General features: G+C 66.2%; 21 protein-coding genes. 6 read left to right on the forward strand and 15 right to left on the reverse strand.

Translation table 11 applies throughout. The features are described from left to right. Positions 1–113 precede the first annotated feature (113 nt). Positions 114–932 carry an IclR family transcriptional regulator gene (locus ACODS4_RS21850; protein WP_488867501.1) on the reverse strand — a complete coding sequence of 273 codons (819 nt, stop codon included), beginning with the start codon at positions 930–932 and terminating at the stop codon, positions 114–116. A 110-nt stretch (positions 933–1,042) separates the two neighbouring features. On the opposite strand from ACODS4_RS21850, the gene ACODS4_RS21855 reads away from it, so the two are divergent. After that, positions 1,043–2,326, forward strand: coding sequence for an L-fuconate dehydratase (locus ACODS4_RS21855; RefSeq protein WP_488867503.1), 1,284 nt, complete (start codon positions 1,043–1,045; stop codon positions 2,324–2,326). A gap of 26 nt (positions 2,327–2,352) precedes the next feature. On the opposite strand, the gene ACODS4_RS21860 is transcribed toward ACODS4_RS21855, so the two are convergent. The 10 genes from ACODS4_RS21860 to ACODS4_RS21905 all read right to left on the reverse strand — a co-directional run bounded on the left by ACODS4_RS21860 (position 2,353) and on the right by ACODS4_RS21905 (position 13,211). Beyond that, positions 2,353–3,183, reverse strand: coding sequence for an amino acid ABC transporter ATP-binding protein (locus tag ACODS4_RS21860; RefSeq protein ID WP_488867505.1), 831 nt, complete (start codon positions 3,181–3,183; stop codon positions 2,353–2,355). Positions 3,184–3,185: 2 nt separating this feature from the next. Next, on the reverse strand, positions 3,186–3,860 hold the full coding sequence (locus ACODS4_RS21865) for an amino acid ABC transporter permease (RefSeq protein WP_488867506.1): 675 nt from the start codon (positions 3,858–3,860) through the stop codon (positions 3,186–3,188). Positions 3,861–3,872: 12 nt separating this feature from the next. After that, the gene (locus ACODS4_RS21870) at positions 3,873–4,520 is read right to left on the reverse strand and encodes an amino acid ABC transporter permease (RefSeq protein ID WP_488867508.1); all 648 of its coding nucleotides are present in this window, start codon (positions 4,518–4,520) and stop codon (positions 3,873–3,875) included. Positions 4,521–4,639: 119 nt separating this feature from the next. Continuing rightward, positions 4,640–5,494, reverse strand: coding sequence for a transporter substrate-binding domain-containing protein (locus tag ACODS4_RS21875; RefSeq protein ID WP_488867510.1), 855 nt, complete (start codon positions 5,492–5,494; stop codon positions 4,640–4,642). Positions 5,495–5,569: 75 nt separating this feature from the next. After that, a complete protein-coding gene (gene hutC, locus ACODS4_RS21880) occupies positions 5,570–6,355 on the reverse strand; it encodes a histidine utilization transcriptional repressor HutC (RefSeq protein ID WP_488867512.1) in 786 nt (261 codons plus the stop codon). A gap of 194 nt (positions 6,356–6,549) precedes the next feature. Continuing rightward, entirely contained in the window at positions 6,550–7,326 is a 777-nt protein-coding gene (locus ACODS4_RS21885; RefSeq protein ID WP_488867514.1) for an inositol monophosphatase family protein, read from the reverse strand. Positions 7,327–7,397: 71 nt separating this feature from the next. Beyond that, the gene (locus ACODS4_RS21890; protein ID WP_488867516.1) at positions 7,398–8,780 is read right to left on the reverse strand and encodes an alkaline phosphatase family protein; all 1,383 of its coding nucleotides are present in this window, start codon (positions 8,778–8,780) and stop codon (positions 7,398–7,400) included. Between the two features lie 55 nt (positions 8,781–8,835). Then, the gene (locus tag ACODS4_RS21895) at positions 8,836–9,972 is read right to left on the reverse strand and encodes an ABC transporter ATP-binding protein (RefSeq protein ID WP_488867518.1); all 1,137 of its coding nucleotides are present in this window, start codon (positions 9,970–9,972) and stop codon (positions 8,836–8,838) included. Beyond that, a complete protein-coding gene (locus ACODS4_RS21900) occupies positions 9,969–12,119 on the reverse strand; it encodes an ABC transporter permease (RefSeq protein WP_488867520.1) in 2,151 nt (716 codons plus the stop codon). The genes ACODS4_RS21895 and ACODS4_RS21900 overlap by 4 nt, the downstream gene beginning before the upstream one ends. A gap of 12 nt (positions 12,120–12,131) precedes the next feature. Next, positions 12,132–13,211, reverse strand: a complete 1,080-nt coding sequence (locus tag ACODS4_RS21905) for an ABC transporter substrate-binding protein (protein ID WP_488867522.1) — start codon at positions 13,209–13,211, stop codon at positions 12,132–12,134. Between the two features lie 483 nt (positions 13,212–13,694). Between ACODS4_RS21905 and ACODS4_RS21910 the strand changes: the two genes are divergently transcribed. The 3 genes from ACODS4_RS21910 (at position 13,695) to msrQ (ending at position 16,512) form a co-directional block, all read left to right on the forward strand. Then, a complete protein-coding gene (locus ACODS4_RS21910; RefSeq protein ID WP_488867524.1) occupies positions 13,695–14,678 on the forward strand; it encodes a LacI family DNA-binding transcriptional regulator in 984 nt (327 codons plus the stop codon). A 209-nt stretch (positions 14,679–14,887) separates the two neighbouring features. Then, positions 14,888–15,835, forward strand: coding sequence for a protein-methionine-sulfoxide reductase catalytic subunit MsrP (gene msrP, locus ACODS4_RS21915; protein ID WP_488867526.1), 948 nt, complete (start codon positions 14,888–14,890; stop codon positions 15,833–15,835). A gap of 2 nt (positions 15,836–15,837) precedes the next feature. Next, entirely contained in the window at positions 15,838–16,512 is a 675-nt protein-coding gene (msrQ, locus tag ACODS4_RS21920) for a protein-methionine-sulfoxide reductase heme-binding subunit MsrQ (RefSeq protein WP_488867528.1), read from the forward strand. Between the two features lie 18 nt (positions 16,513–16,530). Here the strand turns inward: msrQ and cobA are convergent, their stop codons facing one another. From cobA to nirB, 4 genes are read right to left on the reverse strand one after another with little or no spacing between them, the layout of a single operon-like run. Next, entirely contained in the window at positions 16,531–17,496 is a 966-nt protein-coding gene (cobA, locus tag ACODS4_RS21925; RefSeq protein ID WP_488867530.1) for a uroporphyrinogen-III C-methyltransferase, read from the reverse strand. Next, entirely contained in the window at positions 17,471–20,191 is a 2,721-nt protein-coding gene (locus tag ACODS4_RS21930) for a molybdopterin-dependent oxidoreductase (protein ID WP_488867532.1), read from the reverse strand. The genes cobA and ACODS4_RS21930 overlap by 26 nt, the downstream gene beginning before the upstream one ends. Further along, complete coding sequence (nirD, locus tag ACODS4_RS21935) at positions 20,184–20,570, reverse strand: nitrite reductase small subunit NirD (protein ID WP_488867534.1); 387 nt, start codon at positions 20,568–20,570, stop codon at positions 20,184–20,186. Before nirD ends, ACODS4_RS21930 begins: the two co-directional genes overlap by 8 nt. 5 nt (positions 20,571–20,575) lie before the next feature. After that, a complete protein-coding gene (gene nirB / locus ACODS4_RS21940; protein WP_488867574.1) occupies positions 20,576–23,068 on the reverse strand; it encodes a nitrite reductase large subunit NirB in 2,493 nt (830 codons plus the stop codon). A gap of 807 nt (positions 23,069–23,875) precedes the next feature. Between nirB and ACODS4_RS21945 the strand changes: the two genes are divergently transcribed. Both ACODS4_RS21945 and ACODS4_RS21950 read left to right on the forward strand, forming a co-directional pair. After that, positions 23,876–25,261 carry a CmpA/NrtA family ABC transporter substrate-binding protein gene (locus ACODS4_RS21945; RefSeq protein WP_488867536.1) on the forward strand — a complete coding sequence of 462 codons (1,386 nt, stop codon included), beginning with the start codon at positions 23,876–23,878 and terminating at the stop codon, positions 25,259–25,261. 168 nt (positions 25,262–25,429) lie between these two features. After that, positions 25,430–26,512 (forward strand): ABC transporter permease, encoded by a 1,083-nt coding sequence (locus ACODS4_RS21950; protein ID WP_488867538.1) that lies wholly within the window; start codon positions 25,430–25,432, stop codon positions 26,510–26,512. Positions 26,513–26,528 lie beyond the last annotated feature (16 nt).

Below are 26,528 nucleotides of genomic sequence, written 5' to 3' on the forward strand. Positions count from 1 at the left end.
GCGCGGCCCGATGGTCCGGGCCGCTTCCGGTGATCCGCGTCACGGATCGTTGGGTCCTGCATACACAACATTGCTTTACCTGTAAATCGTCATTTCATTCTGATGCCGCACTTTCAATCGAGGGACAGCGCGTCGGAGATGCGCCGCGCCGCTTCGCCCAGCGCCGCCAAAAGCTCGTCCGGCTCCTTCGGATTCTGCCGGGTGCGCAGATAGGGGCAGGTCAGGGCGGCGACCGCGCCGCCTTCATGGCTGTCCAGAATCGGATGGGACAGATCGACCACCGCCTCGGAAATGCCGCTGGGGCGGCGGACATGCCCGGCGGCGCGCACGCCGTCCAGGGTTTGGGTCAGTGCGTCCAGATCAATCCACGGATCCTCGCGGCGCAGATCCTCATAGACGCGATGGCGGCGGCGGGCGCTCATGAAGGCCAACAGGCAATGGCCCGATCCGGTCAGCACCAGCGGCTGGCGGTAGCCGATGCGCACGGTGAAGCCGATGTGGCTGGTGCTTTCCACCCGCGCGATCACCGCGATCTGGGTTCCCGATTGCACCGCCAGATGACAGGCGTAGCCGGTGCTTTCGGCGAAGGCGTTCATCGTCGGCAGGGCGATTTCCACCAGCGAACGGTTGACCGGGCGGTTCATTCCCAGCCGGAACAGCCGGTCGGTGACGCGGAAACGGTCGTCGCCCTCGGTGCGTTCGATGTAGCCGCGTTCGGCCAGCACCGAGACCATGCGGAAAATTTCGCCCTTGGTCCGCCCCACCCCCTCGCCGATCTGTTGCAGCGATTGCGGATCCCGGCGTTCGGACAGGAATTCCAGTATGTCGAGGCCCTTTTCCAGCGCCGGGGCGGAGTAACGGCGCTCCTTGTCGCCGGATTCGGGGTTGGCGGGGTCGGGCGGGTCAATGGGGTCGATGTCGGACTCGCTCACGCGGGAACCCTCATGATGGTTTGACGGGCATGACGTCTTGACGGATCGTTTCATATATGATTATCCATTTCACAGAGAAAACACTCCATCAAAAATCACGGGGAGGCGACATGCCCGACGAACTCCGCATCACCGGCCACCGCAGTTACGATATTCGCTTTCCCACCTCCTCGCAAAAGGATGGATCGGACGCGATGAACGCCGATCCCGACTATTCCGCCGCCTATGTGGTGTTGGAGACGTCGGGCGGCTTGGAAGGCCATGGCCTGACCTTCACCATCGGGCGCGGCAACGATCTGTGCCGGGCGGCCATCGATCTGCTGATGCCCCGCCTGATCGGGCTGAGCCTGTCGGACATCACCGCCGACATGGGCGCCTTCTGGCGACACGTCACCGGCGATTCGCATCTGCGCTGGGTCGGGCCGGACAAGGGCGTGATGCATCTGGCCACCGGCGCCGTGGTCAACGCCGTCTGGGATCTGTGGGCCAAACAGGCGGGCAAGCCGGTCTGGCGCTTGGTCGCCGACATGACGCCGGAGGAAATCCTCCGCCTGATCGACTTCCGCTATCTGACCAACGCGCTGACTCCGGCGGAGGCGCTGGCCATCCTGACCCGCGCCAAGGCGGGCGAGCCGGAACGCCGGGCGCGGCTGTTGGCCGACGGCTATCCCAGTTACACCACGTCCGCCGGGTGGTTGGGTTACGACGACGATAAGGTGCGCCGTCTGTGCCGCGAAGGCGTGGCGGCGGGTTGGAGCCATTTCAAGCTGAAGGTCGGGCGCGACCGCGCCGACGACATCCGCCGCTGCCGCGTGGTGCGCGAGGAAATCGGCCCGGATCGCGTGCTGATGATCGACGCCAACCAGATTTGGGAGGTGGACGAGGCCATCGGTTGGGTCCGCGATCTCGCCGACTTCAATCCCTGGTTCATCGAGGAGCCGACCTCCCCCGACGACATTCTGGGCCATCGGGCGATCCGCGACGGCGTGGCCCCGATCAAGGTCGCCACCGGCGAAATGTGCCAGAACCGCATCATGTTCAAGCAGTTCCTGCAAGCCGACGCCATCGACGTGGTGCAGATCGACGCCGCCCGCGTCGGCGGGCTGAACGAGAATTTGGCGATCATGCTGATGGCGGCGAAGTTCGGCAAACCCGTCTGCCCGCACGCGGGCGGCGTCGGGCTGTGCGAGTATGTGCAACATCTGTCGATGATCGATTATCTGTGCGTCTCCGGCAGTTGGGACGGCCGGGTCGCCGAATTCGTCGATCATCTGCACGAGCATTTTGAAGACCCGTGCGTGGTCGAACAGGGCCGCTACCGCGCGCCCACCGCGCCGGGATTCTCCATCACCATGAAGCCGCCCTCCATCGCCGCGCATCTGTTCGGCGGGTGACGGCAAAACCGCGACGGGCGCGACGGTCAGAAGCTGTTGCGCTCGTGGTAGGTTTGCAGGAACTGCGTCAGACGCGGTTCCGGGCTTTCGTGGAAGACCTGACGCGGCGGGCCGAAGGCGGCGATGCGGCCACGGTCGAGGAAGGCCACGCGGTCGGCCACGTTGGCGGCGAAGCCCATTTCGTGCGTCACCACCACCATGGTCATGCCCTCGGCGGCCAGATCGCGCATGACCTGCAACACCTCGCCGACCAATTCGGGATCAAGGGCGGAGGTCGGCTCGTCGAACAGCATCAGATGCGGTTCCATGGCGATGACGCGGGCGATGGCGACGCGCTGTTGCTGCCCGCCGGACAGGCGCGACGGGTAGCTATCGGCCTTGTCGGCCAGCCCGACGCGGGCCAGCATCAGGCGGGCGCGCTCGGCGGCGGCGATCTTGTCCAGCCCACGCACCTGAACCAGCGCCTCGGCGACGTTTTCCAGCGCCGTCATGTGGGGCCACAGATTGAACTGCTGGAACACCATGCCGACGTTGCGGCGCAGGCCGCGCAGTTCGGCGTTCGACAGGCGGCGGCGCGGCGTCGTGTCGCTGTAGCCGACCAGTTGGCCTTCGATGCGGATTTCGCCGCGATCATAGACCTCCAGGAAGTTGACGCAGCGCAGCAGCGTGCTTTTGCCCGATCCGCTGGGGCCGATCAGACAGACGACCTCCGACTTGTTCACGGTCAGGTCGATGTCGCGCAGCACCTCGTTGCTGCCATAGGCCTTGCTGACGCCGCGAATCGTCACCATCGGGGCGGTGTCATCGGCGGCGGCGACGCGCTGGACGGAGGCGGTTGGGGTATCGGTCACGGCCATCGTCAGGCCCTCGCGTTCGACGGGTGGGACAGGAAGCGGGTCATGCGCGTTTCCAGACGGCGGCCCAGGCGCGACACCGCCTCGACCAGCAGCCAGTAAAACAGCGCCATGCCCAGAATGGTTTCAAAACTGGCGAAGGTCTCCGCCGCCATCGTCTGCATCTCGTACATCAATTCCGGCACGGTGATGATCGACAGCACGACGGTTTCCTTGGTCAAGATCGCCATCATGTTGACCAGCGCCGGGATGGTGGACACCAGCATGCCGGGCAGAATCACCCGGCGCAGAATGCCGCCATAGGGCATGCCAAGGCTGAGCGCCGCCTCCACCTGCCCCTTCGGCACCGCCTGATAGCCCGCGCGGAAAATCTCGGCGAAATAGGCGCTGCCATAGACGCCCAGCCCGAGGATCCCGGCGGTCGTCGCCTCCAACCGCAGGCCGATGGCCGGGCCGCCGCTGTAGAGCAGGAACAGTTGGATGAGAAAGGGGGTGCCCCGGATCACTTCAATGTACGTGCGGATGATCCAGCGCAGCGGTTTGACGTCGATCCGCCGCAGCAGCATCAGAACGAAGCCCAGCGCCAAGCCGATGGCGCAGCCCGCCGCCCAGCACATGATCGTCACGCCGAAGCCGCGCAGCAGCGCCGGGCCGTATTGAACAAGCAGGTTGGAGTCCATGGATCGGTCGCCTCACCCCTGCTGAAGACGGCGTTCGACCAGCGTGCCGAACAGGGCCAGCGCGCTGTTGATCGCCAGATAGATGACGCCCGCCGCCAGATAGATTTCCAGCGGGCGGAAGTTGCTGGCCGAAATGGTCTGGCTGGTCCGCGTCAACTCCGCCACCCCGACGACGGAGATCAGCGAAGACGCCTTCAACAGCAAAATCAACTCGTTGACCAGAGCCGGAACGGAAAAGCGGAAGGCTTGCGGCAGCAAAATGCGGGTCCAGATGGTCTTGCTGGAAAAGCCCAACGCCAGCGCCGCTTCCGATTGGCCATGCGGCACGGCGTTCAGCGAGCCGCGATAAATCTCCGACACATAAGCGCCCGACGCGAGGCTGAGCGCGCTGATGGCGGCGACCAGCGGCGGCACGTCGATGCCGATCAAGGGCAGCATGTAATAGATCAACAAAAGTTGGATCAGCAGCGGCACGCCGCGAAAAAAGCTGACATAGACGCCGCCCGCCATGTCCAGGCCCCGGTTGCCGGATTGCCGCGCCACGCAGACGAGCACGCCGATCACCTGCCCCAGCAGGACGCCGAGCAGCGAGATCCAAATGGTCGTGACCGCCGCCCCCAACAGATGGGGCAGCGCGTCAACGATGACGCTGAACTTCATCGGCACACCTTCGGATTCTCAAAGCCGCAAGCTTGCGTCGGCCCGCAAGCCTGGGAAAGCCCCGTCCCCCGCAGGGGAAGACGGGGCTTTCGTTCCTGAAACGGTCGTTGGGAAACCGATCAGAATTGCGGTTCGGGAACGACCGTCGGCAGATCGGCGGAGACGCCGAACCACTTCTTTTGAATCGCCGCCATGCGGCCATCCTTCTGGATCTTGACCAGCGCGACGTTCACCGCCTCGATCAGGCTCTTGTCGTCGTCGCCGGGACGGCCAACCCACGAGAAGAAGGACGGCTTGCCGAACGGCGGCATGACGACGGTGAAGGTCTCCTTGCGCTGGGCGGCGGCGAAGGCGAGGTTCGGCAGCGAGTTCACCGACACGTCCACCCGACCGGCGGCCAGATCGGCGTAGGACTGGTTGCTGTCCACATACTCCTTGATGGTCGGGGCCGGGGTCAGAGCCTGGGCGAATTCCTTGACCTGGGCCAACTGCGAGGTGCCCTTGCCGCCGCCGACATTCTTGCCCGCGATGTCTTCGGGCTTGTTGATCGACGTGTCGCCGGTGCGCTTCATCATCGCCGCCGTCGCTTCGGAAATCGGCACGGTGAAGGAATAGCGCTTCATGCGCTCCTTCGTGATGGTGACGGGGGCGATGACCAGATCGAACTTCTTGGCTTCCAGACCGGGCAGAACGCTGGTCCAGGGCAGATCGATGTATTTCGGCTTGACGCCCAGCTCCTTGGCGACCTCGTCGATCAAGTCGCGGTCAACGCCCTTGTATTCGTTGTTTTCCAGGAAATCGAAGGGCGGAAACTGCATTTCGGTGGCGACGTTGATCGTGCCGGATTTCTTGACGTCGGCCAGCGTGTCGGCCATCGCGCCGGCGGCGCCGCCCAGCGCCAGAACCGCCGCGCCCAGCAGGGCGGCGCGCAGGGTTTGGCCGAAACGGCCGGTCGTGTTCGTCGAGACGCGCATCGCAAAAGACTCCATAATCGTTGAACCCCCTGTTGGATGACCGGCGCTGGTTGACGGATCGCCGGTCTTTTGTGTTTACAAATTAAGCTCCGTCGCGCTGTCGGTGATCGACGAGCCGCTCAGGCTGAAACGCTCGCCGACGGACAGGAAATGAACCAGCGTGATGCTGCGGTTCAGATGAACGGTCTGGCGGCGGATCGACAGGCAGGCCGTTCCCGGCTCCACCCCCAACAGCGCCGCGATGTCGGCGGCGGCGTTGACCGCCTTGACGGTGTGTTCGGCGGACGACCAGGGCACCTGATTGACCAGCCAACGGCTGGGGGCGACGCTGTCGAACGGCTCGTCGGCCACCTCCGGCACGGCGTCGAGATTGACCAGGCGCCGCTCGAACTGGATCGGCGCGCCGTCGCTCAGATGCAGGCATTCCAGGGACAGCAGCGGGGTTCCGTCCGGCACGTCGGGCCAGCGGATCGCCTCGCCGTTGCGCAAGGTTTTGCGGTCGAGAATGCGGAATTCATACACGCCGCCGCTGCGGGCGATGACGTCGCCAATGTCCTCGATCGGCAGGGCGAAACGGTCATGCCGCACGCTGGCGACGAAGGTTCCGGCCCGGCGGCGGCGGACGAGAAAGCCCTCGCGCGCCAGAAGCGCGATGGCCTTGTGCACGGTCTGGCGCGACACGCCATACAGGGAGGAAAGCTGTTCTTCGTTGGGCAACCGTTCCCCGGCCTGCCAACGCCCGCGCAGGATTTGCCCGGCGACCGCGCGCTTGATCTGACCAAACAGCGGCCCCTTGCCGTCAAGGCTGGGATCCGCGCCGCTCGCGCGCTCGGTCAGGCTCTGTCGCGCCGCACCCTGCACCCCGCCCTCCGCATCATCGCTCAGCGTGGCGACGATAATGTATGTACATAATCAGCCGGTCAATCGGGAAATCACCACGCCCCGGACATGAAAAAACTCCCCGTCGTCCGATCACGCGGATCGGACGACGGGGAGCAAGGACCACGCGCCCATCGCGCCGTGGAGGACTCATGAAATCAAACGGGCGCGCGGCGTCAGGCCACGCCGCGCAGCGGCTCCAGCGCCAACAGCCGTTCGGTCAGTTCGGCGGTGCAGGCGACGACCACATTGCCGTGGCGCAGGCCGTCGTCAGCCAGGAAGTCATTGGTCCAGCCGCCCGCCTCGCGAACCAGCAGCAAACCGGCCAGCGCGTCCCAGGCGTTGATGTGCAGCTCGACATAACCGTCGCTGACGCCAAGCGCGACGTTGGCCAACCCCATGGCGCCGGACCCGCAGCGGCGGAACTCGATGTTGTCGGCGATCATCCGGGTGATGAGATCCAGGCTGTGCGCCAGCGGGCGGCGCGCCGACCAGCCCATTTCGACCACCGCCCCGCCGCCATGGCGCAAGCCGCTGGCGCGGATCGCCCGCCCGTTCATCGTCGCCCCCGCGCCGCGCCGGGCGACGAACAGTTGGTCGAGGTCGGGGGCGTAAATCACGCCAAGCTCGACCACGCCGCGCTGAACCAGCGCCAGCGAGACGCACCAGTTGTTCGTGCCGTGGATGTAGTTGGTGGTGCCGTCGATGGGATCGACCACCCACACCAGATCGGCGGGTTCGCCCCCGGCCTCCTCCCCGATCACCGGATCGCCGAAGGCGTCGGCGAGGCGCTGGCGGACCAGGGTTTCTACGGCCAGATCGGCGGCGGTGCAGAAATCAATGCTGCTTTTGCTTTCAATCGCCCCCAACCCCTGGCGCATGGAACGGGCGAGCGCGCCCGCCTCCACGGCGAGGTCGATGGCGAGGCGGCGGCGGCTGTCAAAATCGGTCATGGCGTGCAGGCTCCATCGGCGCCGCCCCACAGGGTCGGCCCGGTCGTCTTGAAAGTGTGAAAAAACAGGGGTTAGGGAAGGTCGAGCGCGCGGGCGAGGCTGGTCGCCTTGGCGTCACGCTCGCCCAACGGATCCAGGCCGAAGCGCTGCTCAATCAACCGCAGGATCGACACTGTTTCATAGGGCGTGTGATCGACCACGCCCTTGCGGGCGAAGGGGGAAACGATCAAGGCGGGAATGCGCGACCCCGGCCCCCAGCGGTCGCCCTTGGGCGGAACCACATGATCCCAGAAACCGCCATTTTCGTCAGAGGTGACGATCACCACCATCCTCTTCCATTGCGGGCTTTTCTCCAGCAGGCCAATCAGGTCGGCGACGTGGCGGTCGCCGTCGGCCACCGACGCCTTGCCGGGATGCTGGTTGTATTTGCCGGTCGGCTTGTAAAAGGCCACCGGCGGCAACGCGCCGTCGAGGATGGCGGTTTCAAAATCGGTCAGATCCTTCAGATGGAGCGACCGCTCCTCGGCGCTGTCGACGAAACGCTTGAAATAGGTGAAGGGGTGATGGTGGAAGGAAAAGCCGTCGGGGCTTTGCTTGGCCGCCATCCCGGCCACCGCTTGATCGAAATCGCCCGCGTAATAGGTCCAACCAATTCCCTTGTCGGTCAGCCGGTCGCCGATGGTCGGCAGCGTCTGGACCGGCAGCAAGGTCTGCTCCAAGCTCGTGTCGTGCAGCCACGCCCCTTGGATGGTGTTGACCGCGTAGCCGTCGGCGGTGACGGTCGGCTCCCCGCCCTTGGCGTCCTTGCCGGTTCCGGCGACCTCGCGCAGCGCGTCGGGCGCGTTGGGGAACACCGGGGTGCAGGCGCAGACCAGCCACATGTGATTGAGGAACGACCCGCCAAAGGCCGACTGAAAGAAGTGATCGGCAAGCGTGTAGCGCTTGGCGACGTCCCACAGCGCCATCGACGAGCCGTCGAAATAGCCCATCGGCAGGCCGCCGGTGGTGCCTTCCGACACGAAACGGTCGTTGCGCCCGCCGTTGATCTGACGCTGGTGGGTGAAAAAGGCGTGGATCGGGCTGGCGACGCGGTCGGTCAGACCAACCGCCGGATCCAGGCGGAACGGCCCGTTGGCGGTGACGTGGGCCAGCCGGGCGTCCGGCTTCTTCTTGCCGTCCAGCGGCGGCGGCAGCGTGGCGAAGGGTTTGCCGTCGCGGTCCACCTGGATGGTTCCGGCCTGGGTCCGCTGGGCGGATTCCAGCCCCTCGGCCCCCGGAAACAGCCCGTACAGCGTGTCGAAGCTGCGGTTTTCCAGATAGATGACGACGATGTTGTCGATGACCGACAGCTTGGGATCCGCCGGTTCCGCCCGCGCGGCGCCGGCCAGAAAACTTCCCGTCAAGGTCACGGTCGCGGCCAAAGCGGCGGCGGCGAAACAATGCGTGGCGCCCACGGCGGACTTCCTTATCGCTGCGGGCCGACGCGGCCCGATGGGGTGTTGCGGACGATCAAGCGGGAATGACGGTGACGCTCTGCGGCGCGAAGCCGACGGACACCGCGTCGCCAATCGCGCGCGGGGAGTCCACGTCGAGCGTGCAGGCGAACAGCGTGATCTCGCGCCCGCCCAGCGTCACGGCGACCTCATACTCCATGTGATCGCCCAGATAGGCGGCGTAGAGGATGCGGCCCGGAACGCCGCCGCTCGCCTCGCCCGCCGCCGCCAACTGGATGGCGTGCGGGCGGACGGCCAGTTCGACCGGCCCCTCGGCCACGTCGCGGTGCGGCAGGATCAGCGAGGCCGCGCCGACCTTGAAGCGGCCAAGCCCGCCGTCGCGCGCCTCCAACAGCGCCGGAACGATGTTGGCGTCGCCGATGAAGTCGGCGATGAAACGGCTGGCCGGGCGCTCGTACAGATCGCGCGGCGAGCCGTCCTGCGCGATCGTGCCGCCCGCCATCACGATGATGCGGTCGGACACGGCCAGCGCCTCTTCCTGGTCGTGGGTGACGTAGACGACGGTCAGTTTCAGGCTTTGCTGAAGCTGGCGGATGTCCTCGCGCACCCGGCGGCGCATCTTGGCGTCCAGATTCGACAGCGGCTCGTCGAACAGCAGGACGCGCGGCTCCAGCACGATGGCGCGGGCCACGGCGACGCGCTGCTGTTGGCCGCCCGACAATTCGCTGGGCAGCCGTTTTTCCAGACCGGCCAGCCCGACCAGCTCCAGCTTGGCGCGCGCGGCCTCTTCCGCCTGCTTTTTCGCCATGCCGCCAACCACCAGCCCATAGGCGACGTTGTCGAGAACCGACATGTGCGGGAACAGCGCGTAGCTCTGGAACACCATGCTGACGTCGCGTTCGGCGGCGGATCGGGTGGTGACGTCCTCCCCACCGATCAGGATGCTGCCAATCGAGGTCTGCTCCAGCCCGGCGATCATCCGCAAGGTGGTGGTCTTGCCGCAGCCCGACGGGCCAAGCAGCGTCACCAGCGTGCCGGTTTCGATGGAAAAGCTGACGTCGGTCACGGCGGTGAAGGCGCCGTAGCGCTTGGTGACGGCGCGGAACTCCACCGCTGGGCGGTTGACGGATGAGGCGGGGGCGGGGGCGGGGGCGGGCGTTCCCAGCGGAACGGAGGTCGGAAAATGGGTCATGCGTTGACCTTCGAGGCTGAAGAGCGGACGGACAGGGCGGAGGCGCGGCGGCCAAGGCGGCGTTCGCCGACCAGCAGTTGGATCATCAGCAGCGCCAGCACCATGATGGCGATGAGGACCGAGGAATAGGCGATGGCCAGACCATATTCGCCAACCTCCGCCCGCCCGACGATGTAGGCGGTGGCGAGGTTGTATTTGGCCGTGACCAGGAAGATGACGGCGCTGACGCTGGTGATGGCGCGGACGAAGCTGTACACCATGGCGGTGACGATGGCCGGGCGCAGCAAGGGCAGGATCACCCGGCGCAGCGTGGTGAAGGACCGCGCGCCCAGCGTCAGCGACGCTTCGTCCAGGCTTTTGTCGATCTGGCTCAGCGTGGCGATGCCGGCGCGGATGCCCACCGGCATGTTGCGGAAGACGAAGGCGATGATGAGGATCAGGCCGGTGCCGGTCAGCTCGATGGGCGGCGTGTTGAAGGCCAGGATGTAGCTGACGCCGATCACCGTGCCGGGAATGGCGAAGCTCAGCATCGTGATGAACTCGAACGCGCCGCGCCCGATGAAGTTCTGGCGAACCAGCAGATAGGCGGTCAGCAGACCCAGCGCGGCGGTCAGCGGCATGGCGACCAGCGACACCCCCAGCGTGGTGAACAGCGAATCCCAGGCGGAGCCGCTGAACCACCAGCCGTTGGGGCCATGCTCGATCCCGAAGGCGGTCTGGTAATGGATCAACGTCGGGGTGTTGTCGCGCCCCAGGCTTTTCAGGAAACCGCCGACCAGGATGGCGCCATAGACCAGCAGGGTCAGCGCCGTCCACAGCGCCGCGATGATTGTCGCGATCCAACGCACGCCGATCGGCAGCGGGCTGGCCAAACCGGCGTCGCCCTTGCCCGACACCGTCGTGTAGGACCGGCGGCCCAGCCACAGACGTTGCGCCAAAAAGGCCGACAGGGTGAAGGACAGCAGGATGATCGCCAGCGCCGCCGCCCGGCCTTGATCCTGCGCGGCGCCGACCACGGCGAAGAAGATCTTGGTGGACAGCACGTCGAAATTGCCGCCCAGCACCAACGGGTTGCCGAAATCAGCCAGGCTTTCGATGAAGGAGATCAAAAAGGCGTTGGCCAAGCCGGGGCGGATCAAGGGCAGAGTCACCGTGCGGAACGTCACCCACGGGGTGGCCCGCAGGGTTTGCGAGGCTTCCTCCAGCGTCGGGCTGACGCCTTGCAGCACGCCGACCAACACCAGGAAGGAAATCGGCGTGAAGGCAAGGACTTGCGCCATCGCCACCCCCGGCATGCCGTAAATCCAGCGCGAGCGGGGACTGTCGAACAGGGTGGACATCAGGTCGGTGACGACGCCCGCCCGCCCGAACAGCAGGATGATGGCCAGACCGATGACGAAGGGCGGGGTGATGACCGGCAGGATCGACACCAGACGCAGCGCCGCCTTGAAGCGGAACCCCGTGCGCACGGCGATCAAGGCGAAGGCCAGCCCGCTCAGCGTGGTCATCAACCCGACCACGGTCGCCAGCGCCAGCGTGTTCCAGGCCACGCCGCACACGCTGCCCGACCCGGTGACGCAGCCCAGGCCCCAGATTCCGCCGTCGGTCAGCTTGTCGAACAGCCCGACCAACGTCAGATGCCCATCATTGTCCTGCACCGCCGAAAGCAAAATACGGATGACCGGATAGCCGACGAAGACCAGGATCGACCCCAGCACCAAACCGATGGACGACACGATGAAGACGTCGCCCTTGCACCAGCCGCGCAGCGCCAACCCATGGGCGCACAAAACCAGCGCGGTCACGGCGTAGAGCACCGCGCCCAACCCCAAGCCCGGCTGAGCGACCAGCACACTTTCCAGCGCCAACCACCCAAGCCCGCCCAAACCGGCGCCGATCAACCAAGCGGCGCGTGGGCGGCCTTGCGAATCCGGACTCAGCGCCCCCACCAGCCCCGCCAACAGCGGCAGGGCCAGCGGCGACAGCCACCACCGGCCAAGAAGCAGCCCCTGAAGCAGCGCCGAACCGCCGCCAGCGTCGTTGGAGCCGGTTAGCCAGGGGGTGGGCCAGCCCTCGGCGATGTGCCAGGGCAGCAGCAGAACCGCCGCCCAGCCCGCCGCCAACCAGAAACCCAGACGTCGTTGCATGATGGGGACCGCCTATTTCGACAGGGACTTGATCTCGCGGTCCCACTTGCCGAGCAGGCGGGTGCGTTCGGCGGTCGAACCGTAGCGCGCGAAGTCGTAGGAAATCAGCTTCATCTTGTCGATGCGCGGCGCTTCCGACGGAATCGGCGCGCCCGCGTTGCTGGGGATCTGGTAATTCTTCACCTTGGCCGACAGCGCCTGAGCTTCCGGCGTCAGCGCCCATTCGTAGAAGGCCTTGGCCGTCTCCATATTGCGCGCGCCCTTGATGATGCTCATGGAGCCGATTTCGTAGCCGGTGCCTTCGCACGGCGCGACGATGGAGACGGGGGCGCCCGCCAACACCTCGGTCAGCAAGTCATGCTGGAAGGCGATGCCGACCATGGTTTCCCCCTGCGCCGCCGATTTGGCCGGAGCGGCGCCGGATTTGGTGTATTGGTTGACGTTCTTGTGCAGCTTTTTCATGTAGTCGAAGGCGGCGTCCTCGCCCATCAACTGCACCAGCGTCGCCAGCATGGTGTAGGAGGTGCCGGACGAGTTGGGATCGGCGACCTGAACCTCGTCACGGAAGCCCGCGCCGATCAGATCGGACCAGCAGGCGGGCGGGGTCAGCTTGCGCTTGGCCAGCAGATCCCGGTTGTACCCGAAGCCCAACGCGCCCATGTAAATTCCGACGGTGCGGTAATGGGAGTTTTCCGCCTGCTTCACCGCCCAACCGTACAGCTCGTCCAACTTGTTCGATTTGTAGGGTTCGGTCAGCCCTTCCTCGGCGGCCTGCAAATGCGGATCGCCCGAACCGCCGAACCAGACGTCGGCCTTGGGGTTGGTCTTTTCCGCGCGGAGCTGCGCGTAGACCTCGCCCGAGCTTTTGCGCGTCATCAGCGTCTTGACGCCGGTTTGCCGCTCAAACGAAGTCACGGCCTCGCGGCACCAATCCTCGTTGACCGAACAATAGACGACCACCTCGGCGGCGGACGCCGCAGTGGGAGCAAGGCCTGCAACGGCGCCAAAGGCCGCCAGCGCGCCGGACGCCAACAGCGCCAGACGGGACAGCGACGATGTGACCGTCCAACGGCGGCGGTTGTTGCGATGCATGAGGGTCCTCCCAAAGAATTTGGTGTGTTTTGGCTCCAGCGGCGGCGTTCACGCCGTCGTCACAAACGGACGGGGGGAGCGGCCCCGCCCACGCCGCGACCGGACGAGTCATCCGGCGGGTTCGGGTTGATTAATGCACGCGCGTTCATTCGCCACATAAGCTATTCGAACACCCAATCACTGTCAATCCCTCGGCGCGTCGGTGATGGAAAAAATATTCCACCGGCGGCGCTCGCGAGGAAATCCGCAGATTTTAGCCGTTGGGATACGAAGCATGGCGTCGGCCGCCCTGCCGCAATCACCCGTCGTCCAGCGTGGTCAGCGTTCCTTGCTCCGAACAACCACTGTTTATGCACGCGCGTGCAGCGCAAAAACGCCCATCCCCGCCCGCCCCGCCACGGGCGGCTTGCGAAGCGATGCGCTCTCGGTCCAGAATCGCCCTGAGCCGAAAAACGTCGGCAATCAACAGGATCGGTGGCGTCTGTGAAATCGCGTGTGACCGCCCAGCATGTCGCCGACAAGGCCGGAGTGTCGCGATCCGCCGTGTCCCGCTGTTTCGGCGACGGGCTGGTGTCCGACGACACCCGAAAGCGGATCGAAGCGGCGGCGGAGGCGTTGGGTTATCGCCCCAACGCCATCGCGCGGTCGCTGACCGGGCGCAGCACCGGGCTGGTCGCCCTGCTGCTGGCGGAAATGGAAAACCCGCACGTCGATCTGGTGCTGAAAAAGCTGCTGCTGGCCATCGCGGAGGCCGACAAGCGCGCCCTGGTGATCCCGGAAACGCCCCGGCAGGACGTCACCGAATCGACCATGCACGCGCTGGATTATCAGGTGGACGCCATCATCGTCGTCGGCGGCACGGTGTCCGACCGGGTGGTCGGGCAGTTGCGGGCGCTCGACACCCCGGTGTTTCAGTTTGGCCGCCAGTTGGACGGGTTGGGCGGCGTCGCCTGCGACAGCCATCTTGGCGGGTTGCTGGGCGGCCAATTCCTGATCCGCAGCGGACGGCGGCGGATCGCCTATCTGACCAAGGCGTCGCAGACCGATTCCAACCAACGCCGCCGCGCCGGTCTGGCGGCGGCGCTCGACGCCGCCGGGTTGCCGCTGCTGGAGGAGCATTCCGAAGAGAACAGCTTCGAGGGCGGCTACAACGCCGCGACCCGCCTGTTCGCCCGGCTGGAGCGGCCCGACGCGCTGTTCTGCTTCAACGACATGTTCGCCTTGGGCGCGCTTCAGGCCGCCGCCGCCTTCCGGCTGCGGGCGCCGGAGGATGTGGCGATTTTGGGCTTCGACGACATTCCGATGGCCGCCTGGCCCGCCTTTGGCCTGAGCAGCCTGCGCCCGAATCTCGACGCGCAAGTGACCCGTCTGATGGCGATGATCGCCGAGGTGTGCGACGGCGCCCCGCCTCGCCGCACCGTCGATCTGGTGGCGCCGGACTTGGTGATCCGCCGCACCGCGTGCTGACAGACGCCAAGGCCGGATGGGAAACGCTGTTCCTCCCGTATGATCGGCGTTGAACCGCGTTGGACGGTCAAGACGCGGCGGTCACGGAAGACGGCGCGATGGAATTTTTATTCCACCCGCTCTTCACGGGAAAGTGTCCGCCTGTGATTTGCCGGGGCCATCCTCCCGCTCTATGGTTATGACCTGACCTTTGGATTGGGAGAGACCCGATGCTGTTCAAATTCCCCGCCGCCTCGCAGGCCCGTGAGGACGAGGTGACGCCGCGCGCGCTGTTCCTCTCCCGCCGCAGCCTGATCGGTGGCGGCGCGGCGGCCTTCGCCGTCGGCGGCATGGCGGGCTGGCCCAGTCTGGCCGACGCCGCGACCTTCCAGGTTCCGACCACCCGCAAGCCCGCCGACGTGGCGATGGACGCGGTGACGCCGATGAAGTCGGCGACCACCTACAACAATTTCTACGAATTCGGCACCGGCAAGTCCGACCCCGCCGACGGGGCCAAGGCGCTGCGCACCCGCCCGTGGGAAATCGTCATCGACGGCGAGGTCGCCAAGCCGATCACCATCGGCATCGACGATCTGCTGAAATTTTCGATGGAGGAGCGCATCTACCGCCTGCGCTGCGTCGAAGGCTGGTCGATGGTCATCCCCTGGGTCGGCTTCCCGCTGGCCGAGTTGCTGAAGCGGGTGGAGCCGACCGCCAACGCCAAATACGTGGCCTTCCAAACCCTGTTGGATCCCGAACGGATGTACGGGCAAAAATCCTGGGTGCTGAACTGGCCCTATGTCGAAGGGCTGCGGCTGGACGAGGCGATGAATCCGCTGACCCTGATGGCCGTCGGCATGTATGGCGAAACCCTGCCCAACCAGAGCGGCGCGCCGATCCGGTTGGTGGTTCCGTGGAAATACGGTTTCAAATCCATCAAGTCGGTGGTCAAGATCTCGCTGGTCAAGGAACAGCCGCCAACCGCCTGGAACCGTTCGCAGCCGCGCGAGTACGGCTTTTATTCCAACGTCAATCCCGACGTCGATCACCCGCGCTGGAGTCAGGCGACCGAACGGCGGGTCGGCGATTTCTCCCGCCGCAAGACCCTGCCCTTCAACGGCTATGGCGAAGAGGTCGCGTCGCTGTACAGCGGCATGGATCTGCGGGCGAATTTCTGACCATGACGAACACGCCCGCCAGCGCCCCAGCCGCCAACCTGCGCCAGATCGCCAACGCCGCTTTGTCGTCACGCTGGGCCAAGCCCATCGTCTTCGCCGTCGCGCTGGTTCCACTGTTCTGGACCGTCTGGCTCGCCTACAGCGGCGAATTGGGGGCCGAACCGATTCTGGAAAGCGTCAAGCAAAGCGGGTTGTGGGCCATACGCTTTCTGCTGATCGCGCTGGCGGTGTCGCCGCTGCGGATGTTGACCGGGGTGGCGGCGCTGGCCCGCTTTCGTCGGATGATCGGGCTGTTCGCCTTTTTCTACGCCAGCGTTCATCTGTCGGTCTATGTCGGGCTGGATCAATTCTTCGACTGGCCCGCCATCTGGAAAGAAATCATCAAGCGCCCTTACATCACCATCGGCATGGGGGCCTTTGTCATCCTGTCGGCGCTGGCCGCCACCTCGACCAACGGCATGGTCAAGCGGTTGGGCGGCAAGCGTTGGCGCGCGCTGCACAAGGGCGTGTTCCTCGCCGGGCTGGCCGGGTGCCTGCATTTCATCCTGTTGGTCAAGGGCTGGCAGACGTCGCCGCTGGTCTACGCCGCCCTGTGCGTGGGCTTGCTGGCCTTCCGCCGCTGGCCGCTGCGTCTGCCGACGACGCGGGCGCCCCGACGGTTGGCGCCGGGGCTGTGATCGGTCGTTTGTGATCGGTCACTCCCCGGCCATCATCACGGCGCCAACGCCCGCCAGAGTGTCGGCGGCGTCGTGCGCCCGCAGCGCCTCGCCGATCAACAGCAAGGTCGGCCCCTTGCCCGCCGCCACGCCGTCCGCCGCCATCGCGCCCAGCGTCGTCCAGAAACGGCGCTCGTCCGGGCGGCAGCCATTTTCCACCGCCAGAACCGGGGTGTCGGCGGGCAAGCCCGCTCCGGTCAACCCGGCCCCGACCGCGCGGGCCTGTTCGCGCCCCATATAGATCGCCAGCGTGCCTTGCGGGTCCGCCAGCCGCGCCCAATCCGGTTCAAACCGTTCGCCGTCGCGGCCATGGGCGGTGACGAAGGTGACGGCGCGCGACACGCCGCGCTTGGTCAGCGACAGACCGGCGGATGCGGCGCAGCCCAGCGCGGCGGTGATTCCGGGAATGACGCGCACCGGGATGCCCAGCGCGTCGAGATGGTCAATCTCCTCCCCTGCCCGTCCGAAAATCATCGGGTCGCCGCCCTTCAGCCGGACCACCCGTCGCCCCAACAGCGCCTGTTGCGAAATCAGCGCGTTGATCGCCTCCTGCGGCAGGGAATGACGGCCCGACCGCTTGCCGACGCAGATCCGTTCCGCCGTCGGCGGCGCAAGATCAAGGATGCCGTCGCCGACCAAATGGTCGAACAGCACGACGTCCGCCGCCGCCAGCGCCTTCACCGCCGCGACGGTCAACAAATCGGGATCGCCCGGCCCGGCGCCGACCAGGGTGACGTGCCCCCACCCTAGCCCTCCCCCGCTGGGCGGGAGAGGGGATTGGCGGGGTTCCGCCCTCCGCAAGATGGAGGATTCACGCGTCAAGGCCGAGAAATCCCCCACCCCCGCCCAGCGGGGGAGGGCCGGGGTGGGGGGAAGCAGCCCGACGGCTCCCAGAATCTCAACAAGTCGACCAAAGCCGTTACGCCACTTCGCGCTGAACCGCATGACGAAGCACCTCCTTGAGTTCGGGAACGCAGGATCCGCAGTTGGTTCCGGCCTTCAACGCCGCGCCAACCGCTTCGACGCTGGTCAAGGACTGGTCGCGGATGGCGGCGATCAGACGGTTGACGCCCACGCTGAAACAGGAACACACGATGCGCCCGTCGTCGGCCTTCGCGCCGGGGGCGCGGCCCGCCAGCAGGGCGGCGCGGTCGCCGTCGCCCAGCCCATCGCGGTCCAACAAACCGGCCAGCCAGTCGCGGCCCGGCAAGCGCCCGTCGGCGCTGACGAACAAACAGGCTTCCAGCCGGTCGCCGCGCAGCCACGCCGTCCGCTGGTTGCCGCGCGCGGTGTCGCTGAAGTTGATCGCCGCGCAGTCGTCCGGCGCGAACTCCGCAACAAAGTCCAGCAGGGGTCCGCTTCCCGCCAGTTCAATCAGGTGCCCGCCCGCCACCGCCCGCCGCGCCCAATAGCCGCCATGGGTCGGTTTGATCGGCGTGCGGCTCAACAGAAAGGCGGTCCAGGCCGGGACATAGGGCAGCACCGTCGCCGGCATCCGCTTCAAATCGGGTTGGCCGGAGAGCGGATCCACCGCCTCGTCGTCGATCAAGCGACCGATGACGCAGGATCCGGTGAAGACGTCGGTCCAGTGCATCGGCAGGAAGGCGGTTCCCTCCCGTTGCGCGTCGGTGACGCGGACGCGCGCCAACGCCTCCCCCGCCACGCTGGTGATTCGGGCCAAACCGCCATCGACGATTCCGCGCGACGCGGCGTCCGCCGGGTGCAGATCCAGGCAGGGTTCGGGGGCGTGCGCCGACAGCCGGGCCGACAAGCCGGTGCGGGTCATCGTGTGCCACTGGTCGCGCAACCGCCCAGTGTTCAGCAGCAGCGCGCCGTCGGGCAGCGTGCGCGGCAAGGGCTTCGTCGTCACCGGGACGAAACGCGCCCGCCCGTCGTCGGTGACATAGTGGTTGTCGGTGAACAAACGCGCCTGCGGCTGGCCACCCGCCCGCCAGGGCCAGGGGAACGGCGCCAGCGTATCAAATTCAGCGTCGCTGACCTCGGCCAGCGCGCCGATGTCGAACGCTCGCCCCGACGCGCCGTCATTCTCGAATCCCGACAGGGCCGCGTGCTCGCGGAACACGGCGGCAGCGTTGTCAAAGCCGAAACCATCGGCGAACCCCATGCGCCGCGCCACCTGCGCGATGATCCACCAATCGGGCCGCGCCTGCCCCTCCGCCGCGCGGAAGGCGCGCTGGCGGGAGATGGTCCGGTCGGAGTTGGTGACGGTGCCGTCTTTCTCGCTCCACCCCGCCGCCGGAAGGCGGATGTGGGCCAGACGCCCGGTGTCGGTGTCGGCGATGCAATCGGACACCACCACGGTCGGGCATTTGGCCAGCGCCCGGCGAACCCGGCCCGCGTCGGGCATGCTGACCGCCGGGTTGGTCGCCATGATCCACACAGCTTTGACGTGGCCGCGTTCGATGGCGCGGAACAGATCGACCGCCTTCAACCCCGGCTTGGCCGCCACGCGCGGCGCGTTCCAAAAGCGGCGAACCCGGTCGATGTCCTCGACCGTGAAGCCCATATGGGCCGCCAATTGGTTCGCCAGCCCGCCGACCTCGCGCCCGCCCATGGCGTTGGGCTGGCCGGTGACGGAGAACGGCCCCATGCCCGGCTGGCCGATCCGCCCGGTCAGAAAATGGACGTTCAGGATGCTGTTGACGGTGTCCGTGCCTTGGCTCGACTGGTTGACGCCTTGGGAATAAACGGTGACGACCCGCTCCGTCGTTGCGACTTCAGCGTAGAAGGCGGCGACCTCCGCCTCGCTGAGTTTGCAACGCCGAGCGACGGCGGCGATGTCGGGGGCCTCGGCGCGGGCGGCGGCGAGCGCGTCCTCCTCCCCATTGGTGTGGCGACCGACAAACACGGCGTCGGTGCGGCCCATCTGGTGCAAATGGACCAAAAGCCCGTTGAACAACACGGAATCCGTGCCCGCCGCCAGCGCCAGATGCGAATCCGCGCCATCGACCGACGCGGTGCGGCGTGGATCGACGACGACGATCCGCGTGCCGCGCGCCGCCTTGGCCGCCAGCAAACGCTGATTCAGCACCGGATGGCACCAGGCGAGGTTGGAGCCGACCAGCACCACCAAATCCGCCGTTTCAAAATCAGCGTAGCTTCCCGGCACCGCGTCGGCCCCGAAACCGCGCTTGTGACCCGCCACCGACGAGGCCATGCACAGGCGCGAATTGGTGTCGATGTTGGCCGAACCGATGAAACCCTTCATCAGCTTGTTGGCGACGTAGTAATCCTCGGTCAGCAATTGGCCCGAGACGTAGAAGGCCACCGAGTCCGGCCCATGCCGGGCGATGGTGTCGGCGAAACGCGTTGCGACTTCAGCGAGGGCCTCGTCCCAACCGACGCGCCGCCCGTCGATTTCCGGGTGGATCAGCCGCCCGCCGCCGTCAGCGTCGCGCACCAGCGTTTCGGCCAGCGCCGATCCTTTGGAACAGAGCCGCCCCCGGTTGGCCGGATGGTCGGCGTCGCCGCGCACGGTCACGCGGTCATCCCCTCGGCCATCGTCCGTCACCGTGGCGATCACCCCGCAGCCGACCCCGCAATAGGGGCAGGTGGTCTTGACCTCCCGCGCGACAGCCTCCCTTGGCGCGCCGGGGGCAGGCTCCGGCCCGTCAAACATGGCAGGCTCCTTTGCAGCCGCCCTGCGCCCGCACGGCCAGCCCCAGCGCGACGGAGATCGCCCCATCGACGACCCGCACCGGGATGTGCCCGGCGTTGCCCACATCCGGGGCCACCGCGTCGCCGGTCGCCAGATCGATCACCCAATTGTGCAGCGGGCAAGTGACGCGGCGGCCATGGACGATGCCCTGCGACAGCGGTCCGTTCTTGTGCGGGCAGCGATCCTCCAACGCGAACACCGCGTCGTCCGCCGTGCGGAACAGGGCGACGTCGCCGCTGGCGGTGCGAACCACGCGCGACCCCAGAACCGGGATGTCGGCCACCGCGCCGACGCTGGTCCACACGACGTCCTCGGGAAGAACGGAAAGGATCTGGTCCATGTGTCTTACCCCACCTTGGCGAGCAGCGAGAATTCGTGACGGTCCACGCCCTTGGCGGCGCGTTCGGCCCACGGATCGTCTTGCGAGAAGCTTTGCGAGAACAGGAAGCGGGCGTGCAGCGCCTTGCGCCCCTCTGGATCCTCGACCAGCGCTTGTTTGATGTGGTCCAGCCCGACCCGTTCGACCCACGGCGCGGTGCGTTCCAGATAGCGGGCCTCTTCGCGGTAGAGCTGCATGAAGGCGCCGGTGTATTCCAACACCTCCTCCTCCGTCGCCACCTTGGTCAGCAGGTCGCAGGCGCGGACATGCAGACCGCCGTTGCCGCCGACATGCAGTTCATAGCCGCTGTCCACGCAGACGACGCCCAGATCCTTGATGGTGGCCTCGGCGCAGTTGCGCGGGCAGCCCGACACCGCCAGCTTGACCTTGTGCGGCGTCCAGGTTCCCCAGGTCATCCGCTCCAGCTTCACGCCCAGGCCGGTGGAGTCCTGCGTGCCGAAGCGGCACCATTCCGACCCGACGCAGGTCTTCACGGTGCGCAGCCCCTTGGCGTAAGCGTGGCCGGACACCATGCCCGCCGCGTTCAGATCCGCCCAAACGGCGGGCAGATCCTCTTTCTTCACGCCGAACAAATCGATGCGCTGGCCGCCCGTGACCTTCACCGTCGGGATGGCGAATTTGTCCACCACGTCGGCGATGGCGCGCAGCTCCGTCGCGCTGGTCAATCCGCCCCACATGCGCGGCACCACCGAATAGGTGCCGTCCTTTTGGATGTTGGCGTGGGCGCGTTCGTTGATGTAGCGCGACTGGTAATCGTCGACGTATTCCCCCGGCCACGCGCACAGCAGGTAATAGTTCAAGGCCGGACGGCAGGACGCGCAGCCGTCCGCCGTCGTCCATTCCAACGCCTGGAACACCTCCGGCATGGTGCGGAGGTTCTTGGCGACGATGGCGGCGCGCACGACGTCGTGGCTGTGATGTGTGCATTTGCACATCGGCTTGACCGCCGGTCCCGCCTTGAAGGCGTCGCCCGCCGTCACCGCCAACAGCCGTTCCACCGTGCCGGTGCAGCTTCCGCAAGAGGCCGAGGCCTTGGTGTGGGCGCGCACCTCGTCCAGGCTGGTCAGGCCCTTGTCGGTGATGGCCTTGACGATGGTTCCCTTGCACACGCCGTTGCAGCCGCAAATCTCCGCGCTGTCGGGGAGGGCTGCAACGGCGGCGTTAGGGTTTCCGGCGTCGGCCCCCCCAAAGCCCTGTCCGAAAATCATGGTGTCGCGTTCGCCGCTGACGTCAGCCCCGTCCTTCAGCAGCGAGAAGTACCAACCGCCATCCTTGGTGTCGCCGTAGAGCACCGCCCCCAGCAGCTTGTCATCCTTTAGGACCAGGCGCTTGTAAACGCCGCGCGCGGCGTCGCGGAAGACGATCTCCTCCGTTCCCTCCCCGCCGGAAAAATCACCGGCGGAAAACACGTCCACGCCCGTGACCTTCAGCTTGGTCGAGGTGACGGAGCCGGTGTAGGCGCTCTCCTCGCCCTCCGCCAGCGCGGTGGCCAGCACCTTGGCCATCTCGAACAGCGGAGCGACAAGGCCATAGGTCAGGCCGCGATGTTCGACGCATTCGCCAACCGCGAACACCGACGGGTCGCTGGTGCGCATCGAATCATCCACCCGGATGCCGCGCCCGCACTCCAACCCCGCCGCCTTGCCCAGCGCCATGTTGGGGCGAATGCCGACCGCCATCACCACGATGTCGGCGGGAAGCTCCGTCCCATCCTTCAGCCGCACCGCCTCGGCCCGCTCGCCGCCCACAATTTCAGCGGTGTCGGCGCCGGTCAGCACGGTGATGCCGCGCCGTTCCAACTCCCGTTGCAGCAGCATGCCCGCCGACGGGTCAAGCTGGCGTTCCATCAGCGTCGGCATCAAATGGATGACGGTGACGTCCATGCCCTTGACCCGCAGGCCGTTCGCCGCCTCCAGCCCCAGCAGCCCGCCACCGATGACCACGGCGCGCCCCCCCTTGGCCGCCGCCGCCAGCATCGCGTCCACATCCGCCAGATCGCGGAAGCCGATGACGCCGGGCAGGGTCGATCCCGGCACCGGAATGATGAAGGGCATTGATCCGGTGGCGAGCAGCAACTTGTCATAGCCCACCACGCGACCGTTCATCGACGTGACCGTCTTGGCGGCGCGATCGACGCTTTCCACCGGCTCGCCGGTCAGCAGGGTGATGTTGTTGTCCTCGTACCAGGCCCGGCTGTTCAGCACGATCTGGTCAAAGGTCTTTTCGCCCGCCAGCACCGGCGACAGCATGATCCGGTTGTAGTTGGGCAACGGTTCCGCGCCGAACACGGTGATGTCGTAGCGGTCCGGCTCCTTGGCCAGCAACTCTTCGACCGTGCGCATTCCGGCCATGCCGTTGCCGACGACGACCAAACGTTCCTTGCGCGGCGCGTCCTGCGCGGCGATCCGCCCGTCGGGCGATGAGAGCGGGTGATGCATGTCCATGGCGTCTGCCTCGTCTCGTGTCCGTCCTGCGGCAAGGCAGGCGCGGGGCCAAAAAAAGTGGCGTCCGAACGGGCGGGCGTTTCCACGCTGCGGGGCGGGAGCCAACCTGTTCGGACGCCGTTGTCCGGGCGGTTCGTCGTCGAACCTTGGCCGAAATCCGCGCCGCGTCGCCCGGATCCGGCCCTTTGGCGGGGGATGGCGACGTTGCCAGCCTCCGTCTTGTCTCGCCGCTCTCTTCGCAAAGGACGTGCCAAACGCCAAAAAACACGCCGAAGTCGGGCGTTGGCGGGCGCAACGCCAGCGTTTCCGCCAAAAACGGACCATCCCGCCGTCCGATGCTTAGGCGCCTGTTTTCCGCTCATTCTTAGGTATTGGTCAGAAAACAGCCACACGAGCGTTTGTGCGCTGCAAAATTCATCACTTGGTATGGGCCCACCCTGCGAGGAGCCATACCTTCCGCCGATGAAACCGCCCAAAAACCAAGCCCTCACGCCAATTCATCGGGAAAACCATCCTTTGGCATGAGCTTTGCGAAGGATGGGCCGAGAGACGCGCCAACGACGGTGCGCATCCCGAAGCGTCCAACGTTGGGCCATTCCTCGGCAGTGCCGCCGACCCCGGTTTCTCTGGGCCTTTCTCAAGGCTGTGGAGACCGATCCAACGGGACGCGTTCTATGGAAGCCCGGCCTTTGCGCCGACGCCCAAAAAACAGCCCTTTCGGATTGGCGCCGCCGGTGTCGCCACCGCCCTCCAATGGTCCGCCGCTATTGCCTGGCATTCTGAGATGGAGCAACCGACGTGATGACCGCCCTTCCCTTCCGCACCCTGCTCGCTTCCGCCGCCGCCGCGATTGCCCTTTCGGTGAGCATTCCCGCTCTGGCCGCCCCGCTGAAGGTCGAGAAGGAACAACTGAAGCTCGGCTTCATCAAGCTGACCGACATGGCCCCGCTCGCCATCGCCGCCGAAAAGGGCTTTTTCGAGGATGAAGGCCTGTCGGTCACGCTGGAGCCGCAAGCGAACTGGAAAGTCCTGCTCGACCGCGTGATCTCCGGCGAATTGGACGGCGCCCACATGCTGGCCGGGCAGCCCTTGGGCGCCACCATCGGCTTTGGCACCCAGGCGCATGTCGTGACCGCCTTTTCCATGGACCTGAACGGCAACGGCATCACCGTGTCGAACGAGGTCTGGCAGAAGATGAAGGCCAACGTGCCCAACGGCCCGGACGGCAAGCCGGCGCACCCGATCAAGGCCGACGCGCTGAAGCCGGTGATCGCCAGCTACCGCGCGGCGGGCAAGCCCTTCAACATGGGCATGGTCTTCCCTGTCTCCACCCACAATTACGAGCTGCGCTATTGGCTGGCGGCGGGCGGAATCAACCCCGGTTTTTACGCCCCCAACGACGTGTCGGGCCAGATCCAGGCCGAAGCGCTGCTGTCCGTCACCCCGCCGCCGCAGATGCCGGCGACGTTGGAAGCGGGAACCATCTATGGCTATTCGGTTGGCGAGCCGTGGAACCAGCAGGCCGTCGCCAAGGGCATCGGCGTGCCGGTCATCACCGACACCGAAATTTGGAAGAACAACCCGGAAAAGGTCTTCGGCGTCACCGACGGTTGGGCGACCAAGAATCCCAACACGCATCTGGCCGTGGTCAAGGCGCTGATCCGCGCCGCCCAATGGCTGGACGAAAACAACAACGCCAACCGCGCCGAAGCGGTCAAGATTCTGGCCAAGTCGGAGTATGTCGGGGCCGACGCCAAGGTGATCGCCAATTCGATGACCGGCACCTTCGAGTATGAAAAGGGCGACAAGCGCGACGTTCCCGATTTCAACGTCTTCTTCCGCTACAACGCCACCTACCCCTTCTATTCGGACGCCGTCTGGTATCTCAGCCAGATGCGCCGCTGGGGCCAGATCGCCGAGGCCAAGCCCGATTCCTGGTACGACGAGACCGCCCGCAAGGTCTACAAGCCCGAGATTTACCTGAAAGCCGCCAAGCTGCTGGTGGAAGAGGGCAAGGCCAAGGAGGCCGATTTCCCCTGGACCAGCGACGGCTACAAGCCGGCCGACGCCGGTTTCATCGACGGCATCGCCTACGACGGCCACAAGCCGAACGAGTATCTGAACAAGCAGCCCATCGGCCTGAAGGGCAATCAAAAGGTCGAGGGCGGGCAGTTGGTGGGGGGGTGATCGCTCCATTCCCCGCGCGTCCCTCCACCGCGATTCATCCCCTCTCCCCCCCGGGGAGAGGGTCAGGGTGAGGGGGACGCGCCAGCCGGACGTTTTCGGCTCCGCCGAACCCCCTCATCCTAACCTTCTCCCCAGGGGGGAGAAGGGATCATGAAGGAACCAACCACCATGACCAGTCTGACCGACGCCGCCCCATCCGACCTCGCCCGCGCCCAACGCAAGGCCCGGCGCGCCCACACGCTCAACCGCATCGCCTCCGGGCTAACCGCCGTCGGGCTGGGCTGGCTGGCGCCGCTGCTGCGGCTCGCCGCCGGTGAAAACCCGCGCGTCCAGGCCGTCGAGCTGTGGCGGCAGATGGGCATTCCGCTGACCGCCATCCTGCTGTTCCTCGCCGCTTGGGCGTGGGCCGCCCCGCAGGTCCACACCAGCCTCGGCGCCATCCCCGGCCCGGCCCAGGTGTGGGAACAGGCGACCAACCTCTACGCCGACCACAAGGCCGAACGCGCCAAGGAGGCCGCCTTCTACGACCGGCAGGCCAAGCGCAACGCCGAAACCCTGGCCAAGGATCCAGCGGCGGAGGTCAAGACCCGCCCCTACGCCGGGAAGCCGACCTACCTCGACCAGATCGTCACCAGCCTGAAGACGGTCTTCACCGGCTTCCTGATCGGCGCGCTGATCGCCGTTCCCTTGGGTGTGGCCTGCGGTCTGTCCAGCACCATCAACGCCGCGATGAACCCGCTGATCCAACTGTTCAAACCGGTGTCGCCGCTCGCCTGGCTGCCGCTGGTGACGATGGTGGTGTCGGCCACGGTGTCGAGCGACAACCCGTATTTTGACAAATCCTTCCTCACCTCGGCCATCACCGTCACGCTGTGTTCGCTGTGGCCGACGCTCATCAACACCGCCGTCGGCGTGTCGTCCATCGACAAGGATCTGATGAACGTCGGCAAGGTGCTGCAACTGTCCAGCCTGACCATGGTGCGCCGCTTGGTTCTGCCCTCCTCCCTGCCCTTCATCTTCACGGGTCTGCGCTTGTCGCTGGGCGTGGGCTGGATGGTGCTGATCGCGGCGGAAATGCTGGCGCAGAACCCCGGCCTTGGAAAGTTCGTCTGGGACGAGTTCCAGAACGGGTCGTCCAGCTCGCTGGCCAAGATCATGGTCGCCGTCTTCACCATCGGCCTGATCGGCTTCCTGTTGGACCGCGTGATGCTGGCCTTCCAAACCGCCGTCACCCACACCGGCAACCGCTGACCTCTCGCTCCCGGAG

Source organism: Azospirillum sp. FG154 (assembly GCF_057809575.1).